Raw genomic sequence first — 16,573 nt, forward strand, 5'->3', positions numbered from 1 at the left:
TAGGAGCAAGCCCTTTGCGCTCGACCTGAAGCTGCGTTACCCACTTACTGACCGTTGATTTACCTACGTTCATGGCTTTGGCTGCCGCTTCTTGTGTATAGCCCTGGTCAATGACTAATTGGGCAGTTTCGAGCTTAATCGCTGCGCTATATCGTGCACGTTTACTTTTATTCATTTTGTCACCTAAATTCGCTATGAATGAGATCATAACATTTCTTATTAGGTGGCCAAATTCAGTGTGCCACTACATGGTGAGTTTGAGATCCCGCAGCTATTTTTGGAGACACCGCTTTTTTTACCCGAAAGTAGAAAGAAAAAGGATCAAATTGGGATTGGCTATAGTGATGATGAAAGGAGATATCAGGATGTTGAGCATGATGTTTCCCTTTCTAACGGCTTAGAAACGATGACAATTAGTGGTCCACAGTTGAATCTGTTACGAGATTACCCTGTTTTTCATTACATATTTTCTCAAATTGACAGTTTTAGTGAGCATAGCGGTAAGTTAAGTTTTTCTGCATCTAAACTCATCAAAGCCTGCTGGCCAAGGCATAAAGTTAACGACACACCTGTCAAGATGCGCCAGTCATTCAGGAATGAGCTTAGAGATGTACTTCTAAAGCTCAATAAATGCCAAATTAGCTATAGACTAAATGACGATAGTTGGGGAGCAATGACTCTCATTTCTGATTTTCACTATGACTCTCAGAGTGATAATTGCACCATACATGTATCGCCAAAATTACAAGTTCTTGCGCAACTTGCTAAAAAGCAAAAGTCTAGTTTGACAACTTTTTTATCTATTAACTCACAAGCAGGACGGTTCGCTTACTTAACTTACGTTTCTAACAATTGGAAAACGAACAATAAAAAAGCATCAGTGAATGAGTTTACCCTCAGCGTTGCTACGATTTTGAAATCTTTTGGTAAAGAATTGTTGCTTACTGATAAAGAGTTGAAAGACCTTGATGAGAAGCTAAGTAAGAAAGGCTCAAAAGTAGTCAATTGCAGTAATGAAAAGGCAGAGTTAACTTACAACCGTAATAATATAAAGTTGTTTAAGCGAGGACTGAAAGAGCTTCAGGAACTAGGTATGATCCACAGTTTTGAACATATTGATCATAGATGTGAAATTGATGGGAAAATTAAAATAATTCGTTCAATAACAAAGGTTTGTTAGCATTGTGGTTGAATGTGTCTAAATAGAACAAAAGAGATGGTTGTCGAATAGCGATGCTAGTTCTTATACAATACAGTACATGCAAATTTTTGATTTAATGGATGTCCGCGATGTATGAACAAGCCCTATTAGAACCAATCCTTTCTTTTTTGAAATGTAAAACACCCGATGAGTGGGTTACAGAGGCAATTAAACCTGAAAATTTATCTACGATTTTACGTGATCATCTAGTTTGCGAGCTAAATGATAATATGTGCATATAGTGATAGAATCGGTAGTGTTGCTCATCGGAGTACGTAATGGACACAAGCAATCTTTCTGGAAATGTTTATCTTTACCAGCGTTTTAGTTCTTCAGGGCAAGAGGGGAACAGCTCGCTCTTTCGTCAGGGCGAGGCACAGCGGGAATGGCTGAGTAGGCATCCAAACTGCGTAGTAGTTGAATTGGATGATAGGCCACTTATAGACGCAGGCTTATCAGCGTATAAGGGGAGGCATGTTGACCACGGTTCTTTAGGTCGACTAGTGAAAGCGATCGAATCTGGTTTGGTAGCAAAAGGGTCAATTATTCTAGTAGAACATTTTTCACGTTTGACTCGAATGGATATTGATCAATCTGAGGAGTTGATTAAAAAAATTTGGAAACATGGGGTATCGATTGTCACTGCCAGAGGTAGTAATTACTACCCACCAGAAGCTGTGAATGATTCTAAACTGCGAATTTCACTTATAATTGAAATTGAAAAAGCTCACGAGGAGTCGAAGTGGCGCGCCAAAAAGGTTAAGGGTTCGTGGGATCGTCGAGAAAAGCTTGCTAGGGAACAAAAAATCTCTCCTAAAATGAGAATGCCCTTTTGGTTAAACAGTGATGGTACCCTGAATGAGTTTGCTCCTGTAGTTAGAGATCTATTTAAATTGCACGCGACCGGGAAAGGACAGGTTTTAATAGAACGTGAATTGCGGAAACTATATGGTGATATTAAACCTTTAGAAAATGTGAATCCTACTAAGATTATCCGTATTTTAAAAAATGAAAAATGCATTGGCAGGGTTTATGGCGAAAAACTATATGAGGCTGCCGTAGATGACGTAACATTTTATAACGCTCAACGAATTCATGCCGGTAAATTGTTTACTAGTGTCCGTGAGGACCGAAAATGGCCTTTGCATGGAATGGTGAGATGCGGTCATTGCGGCAGCGGGATGAGCATTCAACAAACCAATAGTACTATGCCTTTGCTTAGATGTTCTAAAAAACAGCGTTCCGGAGGCGAATCTTGCCCATCATCAACTACGTTTCCCTATGTCGTTGCTTATCATTTTTTTATCTACTATGTAGAGCCTGTGATACTTGCAATGATGACGGACTATAAACGAATGAATAGCCTAGAATTAGAACAGGTAAAAACTCAGCAGGAAATTACGAAACTTCGTGTTGCTTTGGCTGATGCAAGCTCGCAATACAAATCACGTGTTAATGCGGGAAAAGCTGCGAATGCTACATTATCAGTAATGGATGACTTACAAGAAAATATAGATCTTTTAGAAATTAAAGTTAGAGGTATACGGGGGAAGATTTTAGCACAGAAATCGTTAAAAAGTATTTCAAATGAAATATACGATCTTTCAATAAGCAGCCCAAGTCAATATAATTTGGAACTGAATAAAACAGGTTGTAAAATTTTATTGAAAGACAGAGTTCTTACTTTTAGCAATCCTGATACTAATGAAGAAATGGCCTCGCTACATTATATATTATATGATAGAAGTCGACTCAGCTATATTTATACTTTCAATGGCAAAAGAGATTTTTATAATTCTGAGATATTCAATGGCGAAGTTCGTTCTAAAGATTGGACTATAGATAAGTTACTCTATCCAAGGTCTAATAATAAAATGGGACCGATTGACCTAGCCGCAATGGTTCATTCGCTAAATATTGAGAAAGATAGCGGAACTTCTTTTAAATTTGAAATAGATGGTTTTTCTGATGAACTTTGAAAATTACAATGAGTTACTAAAACCAATCAATGAGTTTCTTAAATGTGAGACTCCAATAGAATGGGTTAATGAAGCAAAAAAGTCTGATAATCTCCCGATTATCCTGCTGGATCATCTAATTTGTGAATTAAAAGCAGCGCAATCAGCTATGTTTCTGATTCGTAAATATGCGGTAGATAAGCTTAGTGGAGATGCATTATTAGACTGGTTAAAGCCTTATGAAAATTTTGCTTATCGTAAAGTTGGTGACTGGAAAAACTTGGCAACTCACAATCGTTTAACTAGATCAATGATACCTCGGTCAGGTACTGCATATGGGCAAAATCTTATTGATAAAATGGTACTGCTGATCAAAGAGGAATTACATCATTTCTATCAAGTTTTAGAAATTATGTCAGAGTACAATATTGAGTATCGGAATATTACATCTAGCCGATACGCCAAGAATTTGTTGTCTCACGTAACTAATCATGAGCCTGATACTCTGATTGATAAATTGATTTGTGGTGCCTATATCGAGGCTCGCTCTTGCGAGCGCTTTGCTAAACTAGCTCCTCATGTTGATACGCGATTAGGAGACTTCTATGTCTCTTTGTTGCGTTCCGAGGCTCGCCATTATCAAGATTATCTTTCACTGGCTGAGGATATTGCCGGGTATGATATATCAAAACGTGTCAATTATTTTGGTATTATTGAGGCAGAGCTTATTTCAAACGATGATAATGATTTCAAGTTTCATAGTGGCCGACCTGTTGTGAGCAAGTTATCTCTTTCACTTTAATGTAAAGCTTTCGCGAGACAGCCTATTTCTAAACTTGATTCTAAAAATGGGCTGTCTAGCACTAATTCAATTAATTTTAAATGAATAGAATTTCCACTTTCAATTCAAAATCCCCTTATTTACTTTATTAGAACATAAGTTTTTTAACGATTAAGATATACCCAATTAAATTTTAAAAAAATTATAGTGCTGTTGCATATGTAACTTGTACATTTTTGTTTACGATCTGTAGCGTATAATAAACTTATAAGTGTGAGTCTGTTTTGCCAATGGTATCCTTATCTTTCATCTCTCTTAAAAAATCTCCTGCTACACCGCTGGTTATATCTTATATCTTTAAATAGGTTTTAACCCACTAAAACCTATGTTCATAGGTCGCTTCGCGGTGGGTTTGCTGACGCAAAAAAACGACGTCAAAACTAACTTTAAAAAATATTGTGATAATATAGTTATGGGTGTAACACAAGGAGTTCTACAATGATTTCTAATATTTCAATTAGTTCGTTGCGTGAAAGAGTTCGTCTTGAAAAAATTCGATTATATGACAATCTAGTGTTGTCGATAGAGCGGCGACTACCTGAACTTGTTAATACAGATCCACTGAATAAAATTTATGTGTATTTGACTGAAATGCAGATAACAAATAAAGCTGATTTCATAGAGTTTAAGGGGGGAAGGCTCGAATCTCGAAATCAAACTCTGGTTAATTTAGTTTCATTGCTAGATATTGAGGATGAATTGAAAAGCTTGATTCTTGATTGCATGATAGATGCAAGTTTTGAAATTTCTGTTGCAAAATTGTCTGAACGTGAATTGCTCGATTCACTAACGAAAAATCGTAAATTGTTTACGTGTGAAATTTGTATCAATGGCGTATATCAAAATGACAAATTCATGCAGTGCGACGTGATTGGGAATATGACTATGGCTATCGCACATAGCTGCAATCGTTTTCAGCGTGTAGACATAGGCGAATGATATATGCAGCATCGCCGATTTGCTTCCGTTAGAACTCAGTACATGAAGTCCAGCAACGCTGTTGCGTTGCTGGACCATGTCCACGCACTGCGGCAGGGAGCTACTCGCTCACCTAATGTGCAGCCAGAATACATCCATAACAATGTGGGTCTGTACGCTTATGGCTGTACAGATGGCATCTCAGCATTTGAGCGTGCATGCGAACGCTATAAAACTGTCACCGGGAAAAAAATCCGTTCCGATTTTAATGCGTTATTCGAACATGTGGTTGTACTGTCCGAAAGTCAATATTCGTTAATTGAAGAAAAGATTGGACAAGAAAAAACAAGAATACGAGTTCTGAATGGCCTCAAGAGATATGCCAAGTCCATAAAAATAGAATTTGGATTTGAGCCTCTTTCAATAGATCTGCACCTTGATGAAGGGCATTACGATCTATCTGGAAAGTTCATTCGGAACGTTCATGCGCATATAACCTTTTTCAATTATGACTTTCAGAAAAAAGTAGCTCCATTACGACATTTAATGGTTAAAGGTAAAAATGATTCCGGTAGAACGCTGAAGCTAAATCCTAATTTCGAAAAAATGCAAGACTTGGTATCAGATAGTTTCAGAAATCTTGGTTTTATTCGTGGAGAGTCAAAAAGCATTACCAATATTAACCATTGTCGTAAAGAAATTTTTGTAAAGGAAAAACTTAATAATTTAACAATCTTATCAGGCGAGTTAGAGCTAAAATCCCGAAATCTTAAGCAAGAAATTAAAATTTCAGAAAAGAAAAAGGACTCACTTGAGTCAGAGATCGCTGATTGTAAGATGGAGATTTCTAAATGGCTTTGCGAGATAGATAAGTTAAAAAGTTATGCCTCAGAATTGACTGAACTAATAAAAAGAAAAGCATTGTGTGCTATTAATAAATTCAGACTCGATTTATCACTTAGTAAAGGTATGAGATATAAAAAATAGGTTTTTACATCTACTAAAGCAAAGTTATGTAACCGAAGGTTAAGCGACAAGCTACACAGCCAGAAGTTACAGTCTAACGTAAAATTTGGAAGCAAGACCGACGCCTTTGCAGCATAGATTGGATTAAGTTTCCTGAAATTCAGACTGCTTTTCATGAGGGACCCGTAACAAGAAACACCTGAAAGCCTCTATAGTCACAATACTTTTATTAAACGTCCATTAGCAACAAAACATCGTTAAAAAGTTAACTCATAATAGTCAAAGGCTCACTTTGAGTAACAAATTTAATTTTATCTCACAAAAAAGTGTAGGAATACGTGATATGCTTCCGATTCGGGAAGGTGAATAAGTCCCGAATGTGAGATCTTTGTTTCGTGGACTGAACCAGCGAAGAGATAAGCTAATGAGCCAGCAACTGACTTTTGCCGATAGTGAGTTTTCCAGTAAACGCCGCCAGACCTACAAGGAAGATGCCCTCTACGAAATCACCTCCATGCGCCAGTTTGCCCATCTATCACTGGATAAAGCCATTCCAGACCGTGCCACCATTATGAATTTCCTGTTCTTGCTGGAGCATAAGCTGTACCACAAAATCCTCAGTACCCTTAATCAATTACTGGCCGAGTGTGGTGTTGTGATGACCTTGGGCACATTGGTGGATGGAACGATAATTCAAGCCCCAGCTCCACCAAATACAAAACAAAGACAACAGCAACGACAAAGTCATGCATAAAGCCAAGAAAAGTAATCAGTGGTATTCCGCCATGAAAGCACACATTGGCGTGGATTCCTAAAAGGATAAACAACTATACAGTTAATTTTTAACACAAAAAATCAAGCTTGAAGCTCTTGAACTGTCGTTGATTGTTTGCGATTTGATAAGGTATTATCCTGATTTTTTGTCTTAGTGTTTTCGCTATCAAGGAAACAAAGCCCCAGTTGACGTCGATAAAGATGGAATGGGCGTCATGTAGGGAGAAGCGAACTGCTAACCGCACCTTCCTTGAGTGATATTAATAATTGGCACTAATTCTTGCTAGAAAGAGGGATGAGTAATGTTTTTAAGGTACATTAAAGAATTTCCATATATGAGCTTACCCGTTGTCGGTGGATTAATGGCGCTTGGTTTGCCGGCCTATTCTACACTCAAGATCTGGGGGAAATATGCGGAGGCAGATTATAATACAATTTATGAGACCACCTATCGTCGTAGTAACGGTTCGACTTACACGACAACAAAAAGAGGCTCACTATTCCCTGCCATAGTTTTTTTCTTTATTCTTGCTTGGCTAATGATGCTTGGCTTTATGGTGCTCAAAGTATCTAGCTTATTGATAGCTAGCCCATTGATAATACTAATGTCTTTTTGTCTTCCTGGGACGTTTGCAGCTTTAGATAAGGAATGTATTGAAGTTTATCTCTCACAAAACAAAGAACAGAAATCATGGCCAGCTATTGTTTTTCTCGCACTTGGCGGAGTACTTTCTTTTTATTTGACTTCTGAATTTTCAAAAATAGGCGTTGTCTCAAGTAAGGGGTGGGGTTTTCTGTTTTTCTTCCTACCGATATCTGTCTTTATATTTTTCGCGTTTATTGGTCCAATTATTGTTGGAATTATTTCCATTTTTCATTATTACCGTCGTCAAGAAGGTTGGAATAAATTAATTAACCTAATTAATATTATTCTATTTTTTTCGCTAATCATTTCATTTAGTATCTATATGAATGATTACCATGATCGATATAAGCCTGTAAAATTTGACGGGAAAGTAATCAACTTTAACAAAGGTTCTTTTGATAAATACCGTTGGGAGCCTGCTAGATGGATGACAGGCAATATTGAAGGCCCGAAAAATTGGATTGCTTATTATGCGGAGTCTGTCGAGTATTTATTGGCAGATGGTATTATTTCTGTGAAAAAGCTAATTGGAGTAAATAGCGAAAAAGAATCTACGAAAAAGCAAATTGATAATGGACTTAAAGCCCGCAATTTGGCTAGGCTGAAAATCACGTCACGTCCGGCAGCAAATGTTCAAATAGTGAATGCAGATGAACGTTATGACATTCCCCCAGGAATGTATGAAGTCCGTATCGAAAAAGAGGGCTATTTCACACATTATGAAATTTACGATGTAAAAGCAGGATTGTTTGAAAAACTCATTACATTAAAGAAAATGACTCCGACGGAGCAAGAAAATCCAACTTATCAGTATGATCCTTTATATATCCGGGTACGTGCGAGTTATGGTGTTGATGCCGTAGTTCAAGTAATAAATATTAAGGATAAATATCGTCATGGTATGCATGTTAATCCCGGGAAATATGATATTGCAGTATCTGCAAAAGGCTATAAAACGCATCACAAAATCTATGAAATAACAGATAAGCCTTTGGATATTATAGTAAATTTAGAAGTGGATAGATGAGCGCAGCACTGAATTGGATTATGCAAAAGTTATCTGAAACTCATAAAAGGCTGTTGTAGATAATTTTTCTAAGCAGAACTCAAGCTGAACGAGTGCAAAATGTAGCGATATTTTGTTTGAGTTGGATTGCGTTGTTGCCTAAATTGTGTGATTGATAGACATCATTTCAATATAATTGGTGTCTATCAATAGAGAAATACAGCTCTGATTACAGTGGATTAAGTTATGTCGAACAGATCAGCGACTACTGCTTTGGTTGTATTAGTTCAGACTAGATCTGACACATCATCTTGAAAAGATGAGAGTTACCCGTTTTGATAAAGGTGTCGAAACTTAATCAAAGCAAAAAGGTAACTCTCATGCTTCATACTAACAATCCCATCATTAAACACAAAGCTGGTTTACTCAATCTCGCTGAAGAATTGGGAAACGTGTCTCGAGCTTGTAAAGTCATGGGGCTTTCCCGTGATACTTTCTATCACTATCAAGAGCTGGTTGAAAACGGGAGGGAGTTCAAATATTTCTGCTTTATATTTCAGCTAGCACACCATACTCTGCTTCATCTCTAATTTTCGGGTTAAATACTTTTTCACGATTTGTATTGTAATGATTATAATTTTCGGAGTAATCCTCAATTAACTTTATCGACTCATAGCTCAAAGGTTTCTTTCCTCTTAATAGTCCTCGCGTGTAACAGAACATATCTGCCATAGCTTGCGCATTTTTTACTGGCAAACTAAAGTCATTACACTTTACTTTTGATATTATTTCAACAAAAGAGTTTTTGAAAGTCTCAGCGGATAAAAAACCATTTTTTGTGCCATAAATACTATCTCTTATATGAATGGCAATATTATATGTTTGAAAATTGACATCTTTTACAGACTTTGCAGTATGCTCAAATTTCGTAATGTCTGTTTCCAGAGTTAGAATAACTATATTCTGTAATATTTTAGCTCCAGACTCTGTAATAAAGTACACCTTTTTGCCTCCGTTCTGAATCATATCCCTTAAGTACTCGAATAAAACTGGGAGCATCTTAATGTGCCGAACTGGGGGTGATTTTTTTGAATAGACTAACACTCTATCTATATCCTTGTAATATTTTCCGGCGTTAATTATAAAATCTGCGGCTGCAACGTAAGGATCAAAAAATTCATTATAATCGAATCTATAGTCAAACACTTCCATAAAATCTTTGGATCCTGTGATATGTTTATATAAGTCTGATAAGCAGAATCCATTTGAAGACAATGCAAGTGTTAAGACCTCTGCTTCACCTATATAATTGTCACAAGTGCAACTTTTTGAGCCCACACGAGCACTTCCTACTTTACAAAGAATACACGTATTAAAATTATCTAAAAATGTTGTTCTAGATGGCATGTTAGCATTTCCTGTTATTGCAACTAAACTCTCTTTTAGGGATTTCAGCCTATATTGTTTGCTCTTTATCTCCAATAGGAACATACAGATCAGGGAACTATTTTGCGTCTAAATGGAGGTTGCTCAAGGGGGGCAGTTCTTATCTTACCTAGGCCTGTTATAAGGAACAGAGACAGTTATCTCATGTAGCCTTGTTGAGTTTAAAAATTGTCAATAAATTTTGCAGCATTATCACTATTTATTTACCGCTTACTGCATAATATCAATTATTCGACCTTACTCTTTGAATAATCTTCTTCCATAGTCACTATCCCTAAGAATCAGCTATATGATCTTAAGTTCTTGGATCAAGGTTGATTAAATATTGCTGGAAATTGTACGAAAAATCCCGCTAAGTCAATTTCTTGTGTTTTTTACCATACTGGTAACCATTCCTTTTTTATTGAATCGATAAATTCAACCAAGACTTTGATGCAAGTCTTAGTCTCGAGCAAACAATGAAGATTTTGATATCCATCATGTAGACCAGTTTGGTTCATCAGCACCACATACTGACCTATTGCTCGCTGAGACACTGGCCACCTAAAATGGTAGCCTAAAACTGTTACTCACTGGTGTAACTGCGCTTATAGGCAGTCTACCTCTGATTGTCTCGACTTCCTGCTTTTGGCTGACAAGCATCTTTTGCAGCTGTCAAGCTAGTCTTAAACTCACTCAATCTTTTCGCATTATTTATTTTTAGTAGGCCGATTTGCCTGGTTGCTTTTATCGCAAAACAGATGCTTTATCTCTTATCTGTTTTTATTTCTAGTTTTATGAGAACTATGCTGTTTCTGGGCAATCGAAATACTATTAATGTCATTACCTGAAAATTGACGTAGGAAAAAGGAGGCTGATCCTCCTTCCATTTTAGCTACATGATGCAGGCTTAAGAGCCAGAGTGACATCTACAGGAAACCAGGTACCGCAATCATCATTCTGGCATACCTTGATTGCGTAATCTCGGGTGGCTGGAGTCAAGCTATGCAGCACAACACTACCAGAGGTAAATTCACCTTCAAATTGAGCATTTGAGCTCATGACTTCACCTGAAGAAACGGAGTACAAGCGATAGCTTATGTCCTCTCTAGTGATACCATCCATCATAGTTAGCTTGTACATTTCACACAGACGAGCCGCATTGCCGAAGTGGTCAAGATACCATTCTTGCTCACAGGTATCTTTGCCTGACAGGACGTGTTCCAGGCGGTTGGCGGTGCCAGCAGTGATCGCGTTGGTCAGATTGAACAGCTTGGTCGCGTCCATCAAACCATCACCACACACGCCAGAACCACAGGTTGAACCCACAGTGTCAGTACGGGCAGTGAATGACAGGGCTTCGTTCAGCTGTGCTGGGGTCGCTTTGGCCACGTACTTGGTGACTGTCAGTGCGGCAGTTACCAGTGGTGCGGCGTAAGAGGTGCCCTGACCATAACAGGCAGTGGTGGTGTCATTACACATAATCGCCATGTCTTCGCCTTGGGCGACGATGTCGACGTGTTCACCATAGTTGCTGAACCCAGCCCTACCGCCAGAGCGGTCTACCGCGGCTACGGTGATGACGTTGTCGCACTTGGCTGGAACATAACCGGCAGTATTCGCGTTGTAGTTACCTGCGGCAACCACGATGGTCCAACCTGCGGCGGTAGCGGCATCAATCGCTTCCTGCAAATACGCTGGACAGGCGTCCGTTGTCGCAATCGCTGCGGAGATACTCATGTTGATAGAGCCAGGCTTGCCGGCATACGGAGTTACACCATCGAATGAACGGCCGGTCGCCCACCACAGCGCATCGGCAGCATCACTCAGCCAACCGTTACCGCACGTCAGGGCTTTGATAGCGTGGAGTCTGACGTTATTGGTTACACCAGCCATGCCGGTGCCATTACCCATCTTGGCAGCGATGATGCTGCTGACGTTCAAACCATGACTCTGACACATACCAGCCAGTTCCGCGGGTGGGGTGTAGTCGTCACTGCGCTTCTGTTCAGGTCCTCCCTGAACAAGGGCTGTGGTGGAGAAGTTGCGTCCACTGTAGTAAGACACTTCGTCGTTTGCCACAAACTCAGAGTCAATCACCAGTACATCTGGGGCGTCACCGGCCTGGTTGGTGATCTTGCTCATACCAGCGGCATCCCACATACCCACGATATCAGAGCCAGAAGGGCTAATTTCGGCATTCTCAAAGTAGAAACGCTGGGCATAGCTGTATGCTGGATCGTTGGTGGCACTGCTGCTCACATCACCAGCACTATTGGGCATACTGTCACGACTGGATACTTCTAGGTCAGCTTCGACATGACCGAACACGCCTTTAGCATTCAGGTGTCTGGCCACTTCGGTAGCTGAATAACCGTAGCTTGGCAGTGTCACAACTTGCATAGGGCTACCACTGGACACGGTAGACTGCGAGCGCATCTGGGAGGCGTCATTGCCGCTGAAGCACCATTGCGCTTCACCGTGAGGGGTCGCCACGCAGGTTTCACCTAGGGCAACAGGGGCTCGGTTCTGTTGACGACTAGTGCTTTGGATTTCAGTGGTCTGGCCTTTGGTTATCACCACTCGCACGGTGTCATTGGCTATGGCGGCGAAGGAGGCTACCAGAGCCAGGGTTAGAGTAGACAGCTTATAAGTGACGTTTTTCATGTTATCATTCCCATTCAGAATTCAATTAGTTTGCTGAGCACATGTTGGCATCAGTACCGACAATGGCAGCCAGGAAGGACACTGGTGCTGCGTATTGCCATACGCCGTTTTGATAAGAGCCCAGCGCTGGATTACCTTCGAACATCGACAGTCCGTAATCCACTTCATCCAGATACACCCCCGTCACTGTGAAATAGCCAGTGGCGATGCGGGCAAGTGCAGCAACCTCGGCCAACACTTGTACGCCAGCTTCTGAGTGGATCTGAGCCTTGGTGAGGATGTCATTCATGGCTGTGTTCAGGGCAGTCTCCCCCACCTGACCTGCGTTGTAGGAGGCAATAAGCGCTGGGCCACTGGTAATCCACGCATCAAGCAGCGCTTTTACATCGCTGCCATTCACTTCAGCCTGAAACTCCGTGCCATAATCGCGGTCAATGGTTTCCCCCATTACCATGGCGATTTCTGAAAGTTTGTTCACCAAGGCCAGTGACTGGGTACGCTCCGAAAACTTTGTCATCTCTGCTGCAGTACCGCTGATTTTCGCTATGATGAGTCCTGCAGTGTTATCTTTCAGCACAGCCTTGCTGGTATGAGTTACCTTGCGATTGGTGCCATCAGTAACTGTCACTGTAGTGGTGATTGCTGCACTGGCGTAATCCACTGCGCCGGCAGTGACGGTCAGTATGACTTTGTCGCCATCAGTGACATACTGAACTGTTGCAGTACCACCAGCTACCGAGGACGATGTATCTACTGAAAACCCTTGCTGAGCGTTAGAAACCGCAAGTACATACTGTGCTTGGTCGTTTTCCAGGATGACGTCGGGCAATGCATTCACCGTACTCAATGACAATGCCGGTATACTCGTTCCTCCCCCATTCGAGCCGTTTCCGACACCCGAAGCAGGTGGTGCAGTAGCTGCGTCGTCACCGCCACCACAGGCTGATAGCGCAAACAACGAAACAGCGGTTAAAAATAGAAGTGGATGATTATTGTTCATGAGTTACTCCTGCTGGCTATGCAATGCCAGACACAGCGAATAATTGATGCGCCTGACAAGATGTAATTAAAGTCCAATGCGAAGAATCAGCTATCTATCGCGATTATTGTTAACTTTTTGGATATTTAGAATCATCACCGATTCGAGTATGGGCACCGCGACTTACTTAGATAGTTCTTAATATTCAATTAAACTTCTGCACTCAGGTTGGTTCATGGCGCTCTCATTATTGAGAGTGCAAAGCGGATAAGTAGAACAAAGTTAAGCCTCTAGTTCCTGTATCTGCTCCCCAAACAGCACTTCGCAGTCTAATTACCAAATCTTCAGAATATCCCCCGATGTCAGCGTGACTGCACACATAGACCCCAAGGCGGTTAGCAGAAGGTTTTCAGCTAAGTAGTTGTCACAGTAAAAGTACCGTCAGAGCGCATGCTTTAGAACAAAAATGATTGATTCTGTCCTTGATTACATGATGGCTATTTTCGCTCGTTATCTCACGTTGATGGCATCATCTTAGGCGTTGAAATTAGATATTTAAACCTGTATAAGTCGTATATACACATTTCTTTACTACGGCTTACGTGATGGATATTAGGATGGATAAGATCAACACATTACAAAGAAATCTTCTGACCGAAATGGATATCTACTGTGAGCAGGTTATTACTACTGACATTAGGAAAATGGGCATAGAAATAACGCCTGAAGCTAGCGTTGATGTACTTTGGGAGCAGATTGACCTCGTGTTAAAAAATCTATGGCTAACCATGGGCCAAGAGTTGCAACCAAACACAGGCAATCGCGATTCTGAATGGATCGTTGGGGAGAGTGTGAAAGAATGGATTGAGCGGAGGGTACGAGATAAACAGTATACTTATGAGGTTCTTCCTGAAATTACAGGACTTAGCGAATTAACCATAAAGAAGTTAAAAAATTCGGAAGAATACTTTCTCAGTTTACACAGGAATACTGAAGATAATCTAAGCCAAGTGCTCGGGAATTATGGTTATCCATCAACTATTAAAACTCTAATGCGACTAGCTAAGATCAGGTTATCTAGCTCATTAGGCCAGATAATTAAAACAATTATAGATAGGGAGGATGATAAGATAGCTCTGCTACGAAAGCATATTCCATCGCTGGAAACCCATATCGCTAGAAAATGGTTATTTGAGTTGCAAAAAATCATTAATTTAGTTGGCGTAAAACTATCTAATAAATTGAAAGCGTTACGAAGTGACTGTGATGTTGAAAATATCATCAGGTTAGCATTGTTAGATGGTGAAACTAGATTGCAACGTCACTTAGATATAGATGATGCTCGTACATTGAAACATGAAATTGAGCAAAGCTTCTTTGTTGAGGTAGAAAGGTTAAATACAGATGTTTTACAGTGCAAATTAAAGAGGGACATTCCAGTGGGTGTGCTAAATTTTGAAAAAGCACAAATTGAGCAAGAACACTGGGAAAGTATAGAAGGACAGAAAAGAGATTTTATTGACAAAATAAATAAATTTTGTTCTATAAATGATTTTTATACAAGAATAAAAAAAGAATCTGATTTTATTAAGCTGTTTCGCGAGTGTTCTTATTCGAGAAAACATTGTGATTTTTGTGAGCCTTCGACTGATGCATTTGCTGACAATAACAATTTTTCATCTCCATTTGACTTGCATATTGAACGCGAATATAGTTTGGATGAGATAAAAGAAACGCATGATGCTGGGTTTAGCACATCCATACAAGAAGTTAAATTAGCAGATCTTAACTTAAATAGCTGTAGAATTTTGTATCTCACAACTCAATGCAAAAAAAAATTTGGCGCATTGAGAGCATTGGAAGATGCTTCATTTAGTATTCCTGTATCAGTCTGTAGACACTGTGCTGAAAATTTTTCTAGTATTATTGTAGAGCCCGTTTCATCAATTTTGAGACAAATACGATCTAAATGGAGGATAGATCAAAAAACAATAGCTTCTGAGTTAAAAGTTAATCAAGGTATTGTTTCTAGGCTGGAAAATGACAAGATAACATTTATTGACCCGTTTTTATTAAATAGGCTATATGGTCTTTATTTCTTAGGGACATTAAGCGAACAGCAGTTTATGGGTCGACAAGAGCGATTTTATATTTATGAATTGCTGAAAGAGCTAGAGATGAGTGGGTTTGAGCGTAGTAGCATTTGCGTAGGATATAAATCAATTGCCCCTTCCTCTATATACCTGAAATCACATGGCTCAATAGGAAGTAAGATGGAGTGTAGCTGTGATGCATTAGTGAGGGGTCATACTGGCAAGATAAGAATTGCTTGTTTCCTTTCAGGGTGGCAGACACATGAAGCTCATGTGCTTATCGCAGCGGGACACAGAATGAGAGCTACACATGTTTATTTTTTTCGCCATGTTTGTTTAGATATCAGGACTGGAAATTCAAAAGTCTGCAGCTTGCCTTTTAATAAATCCTTTATGGTCGTTAGGTGTTTAAAGGAAAGAAAGAAGTATGCTGAGCTGGATAGAGCGCTACTGAGGGTTTATGGCTTGGAAAGTATGATTAACGATTTTGAATACGCTTCTTTCTCCTTTAATACGGAGCGGTTCAGAAGTGGATTTCGATCTTATAGTTTGGAGGAACTATCTCCAGGGTCGATTAGACCGATGGACACCACAAAATTGTATTTTTCTTCATTGCCAAGGATAGAATATGGCGATGGTACGTGGTTAAGATATTTGAAGGATTATTGTCTAGACTTTTTGCTTATTCCCATCTCTTGGGAAGAAAGTGTTCGTGGAAAATTTAGCCCGATAGGGGCTATTTTGCAAGAAGAGATTTATATATCAATATTATCAGGTTTTAAAAGATTTAGTGAGGTAATGGATGACTATGAAGTCGACAAAGAGGTTGTAGACTGCTGGATTAATCATTGTAAGAATCATTAGTATGCCAAAAATCACAATTCTTTAAGGCTTAGTATTGGTGAGTGAAAATCATCAAACTAAAGTCAATAATAGCATTATTTTCTTGCTGTTGGATTGTACTACCTCCAAGAGAGAAAAGCAATAAACTTAGCAGCATGCAATGCCTGATAAGCGTGAGAAGTAGAGAACAAAATAACTCCCTGTATCGTTTTTGTCCAGTTGCTCCGTATAACTTAATCTGTGTGATTCATAGACA

General features: G+C 39.6%; 12 protein-coding genes and 2 pseudogenes. 10 read left to right on the plus strand and 4 right to left on the minus strand.

Annotated elements, in window-relative coordinates; translation table 11 throughout:
- Window positions 1–175: transposase (locus L5M38_RS05435; protein ID WP_263178571.1), on the minus strand; the 175-nt coding region annotated here is incomplete at its 3' end.
- A gap of 63 nt (window positions 176–238) precedes the next feature.
- Here L5M38_RS05435 and L5M38_RS05440 point away from each other — a divergent pair.
- The 9 genes and pseudogenes from L5M38_RS05440 to L5M38_RS05480 form a co-directional block, all read left to right on the plus strand.
- Window positions 239–1,180 (plus strand): hypothetical protein, encoded by a 942-nt coding sequence (locus L5M38_RS05440; protein WP_263178522.1) that lies wholly within the window; start codon window positions 239–241, stop codon window positions 1,178–1,180.
- A 110-nt stretch (window positions 1,181–1,290) separates the two neighbouring features.
- Complete coding sequence (gene miaE / locus L5M38_RS05445; protein ID WP_411569300.1) at window positions 1,291–1,443, plus strand: tRNA isopentenyl-2-thiomethyl-A-37 hydroxylase MiaE; 153 nt, start codon at window positions 1,291–1,293, stop codon at window positions 1,441–1,443.
- A 36-nt stretch (window positions 1,444–1,479) separates the two neighbouring features.
- Window positions 1,480–3,180, plus strand: coding sequence for a recombinase family protein (locus L5M38_RS05450; RefSeq protein WP_263178523.1), 1,701 nt, complete (start codon window positions 1,480–1,482; stop codon window positions 3,178–3,180).
- Window positions 3,170–3,961, plus strand: a complete 792-nt coding sequence (gene miaE / locus L5M38_RS05455; RefSeq protein WP_263178524.1) for a tRNA isopentenyl-2-thiomethyl-A-37 hydroxylase MiaE — start codon at window positions 3,170–3,172, stop codon at window positions 3,959–3,961. The genes L5M38_RS05450 and miaE (L5M38_RS05455) overlap by 11 nt, the downstream gene beginning before the upstream one ends.
- A 477-nt stretch (window positions 3,962–4,438) precedes the next feature.
- On the plus strand, window positions 4,439–4,939 hold the full coding sequence (locus L5M38_RS05460) for a hypothetical protein (RefSeq protein WP_263178525.1): 501 nt from the start codon (window positions 4,439–4,441) through the stop codon (window positions 4,937–4,939).
- A 3-nt stretch (window positions 4,940–4,942) separates the two neighbouring features.
- A complete protein-coding gene (locus tag L5M38_RS05465) occupies window positions 4,943–5,905 on the plus strand; it encodes a plasmid recombination protein (RefSeq protein ID WP_263178526.1) in 963 nt (320 codons plus the stop codon).
- A 403-nt stretch (window positions 5,906–6,308) separates the two neighbouring features.
- A pseudogene (locus L5M38_RS05470) lies at window positions 6,309–6,696 on the plus strand (hypothetical protein); the annotation flags it as partial.
- A 297-nt stretch (window positions 6,697–6,993) separates the two neighbouring features.
- Entirely contained in the window at window positions 6,994–8,331 is a 1,338-nt protein-coding gene (locus tag L5M38_RS05475; RefSeq protein ID WP_263178527.1) for a hypothetical protein, read from the plus strand.
- A 359-nt stretch (window positions 8,332–8,690) separates the two neighbouring features.
- Window positions 8,691–8,837, plus strand: a pseudogene (locus L5M38_RS05480) (helix-turn-helix domain-containing protein); the annotation flags it as partial.
- Window positions 8,838–8,859: 22 nt separating this feature from the next.
- Here L5M38_RS05480 and L5M38_RS05485 read toward each other — a convergent pair.
- From L5M38_RS05485 to L5M38_RS05495, 3 genes are all read right to left on the minus strand, one after another.
- Window positions 8,860–9,717 (minus strand): hypothetical protein, encoded by an 858-nt coding sequence (locus L5M38_RS05485; RefSeq protein WP_263178528.1) that lies wholly within the window; start codon window positions 9,715–9,717, stop codon window positions 8,860–8,862.
- A gap of 909 nt (window positions 9,718–10,626) precedes the next feature.
- Window positions 10,627–12,402, minus strand: coding sequence for a S8 family serine peptidase (locus tag L5M38_RS05490; RefSeq protein WP_263178529.1), 1,776 nt, complete (start codon window positions 12,400–12,402; stop codon window positions 10,627–10,629).
- A gap of 25 nt (window positions 12,403–12,427) precedes the next feature.
- Window positions 12,428–13,231: a hypothetical protein gene (locus L5M38_RS05495; protein WP_263178530.1), complete on the minus strand. Its 804-nt coding sequence runs from the start codon at window positions 13,229–13,231 to the stop codon at window positions 12,428–12,430.
- A gap of 767 nt (window positions 13,232–13,998) precedes the next feature.
- Between L5M38_RS05495 and L5M38_RS05500 the strand changes: the two genes are divergently transcribed.
- Window positions 13,999–16,338, plus strand: coding sequence for a hypothetical protein (locus tag L5M38_RS05500; RefSeq protein WP_263178531.1), 2,340 nt, complete (start codon window positions 13,999–14,001; stop codon window positions 16,336–16,338).
- Window positions 16,339–16,573: the final 235 nt, after the last annotated feature.

Origin of the sequence: Shewanella sp. SM101, from assembly GCF_025654465.1 — a bacterium.
Lineage (GTDB): Bacteria > Pseudomonadota > Gammaproteobacteria > Enterobacterales > Shewanellaceae > Shewanella > Shewanella oncorhynchi.

Bases quoted from the DNA above. Each gene is read 5' to 3' on its own strand.
- miaE (WP_411569300.1), top strand. From the start codon at position 1,291: ATGTATGAACAAGCCCTATTAGAACCAATCCTTTCTTTTTTGAAATGT.
- L5M38_RS05450 (WP_263178523.1), top strand. From the start codon at position 1,480: ATGGACACAAGCAATCTTTCTGGAAATGTTTATCTTTACCAGCGTTTT.
- miaE (WP_263178524.1), top strand. From the start codon at position 3,170: ATGAACTTTGAAAATTACAATGAGTTACTAAAACCAATCAATGAGTTT.
- L5M38_RS05460 (WP_263178525.1), top strand. From the start codon at position 4,439: ATGATTTCTAATATTTCAATTAGTTCGTTGCGTGAAAGAGTTCGTCTT.
- L5M38_RS05465 (WP_263178526.1), top strand. From the start codon at position 4,943: ATGCAGCATCGCCGATTTGCTTCCGTTAGAACTCAGTACATGAAGTCC.
- L5M38_RS05475 (WP_263178527.1), top strand. From the start codon at position 6,994: ATGAGCTTACCCGTTGTCGGTGGATTAATGGCGCTTGGTTTGCCGGCC.
- L5M38_RS05485 (WP_263178528.1), bottom strand. From the start codon at position 9,717: ATGCCATCTAGAACAACATTTTTAGATAATTTTAATACGTGTATTCTT.
- L5M38_RS05490 (WP_263178529.1), bottom strand. From the start codon at position 12,402: ATGAAAAACGTCACTTATAAGCTGTCTACTCTAACCCTGGCTCTGGTA.
- L5M38_RS05500 (WP_263178531.1), top strand. From the start codon at position 13,999: ATGGATAAGATCAACACATTACAAAGAAATCTTCTGACCGAAATGGAT.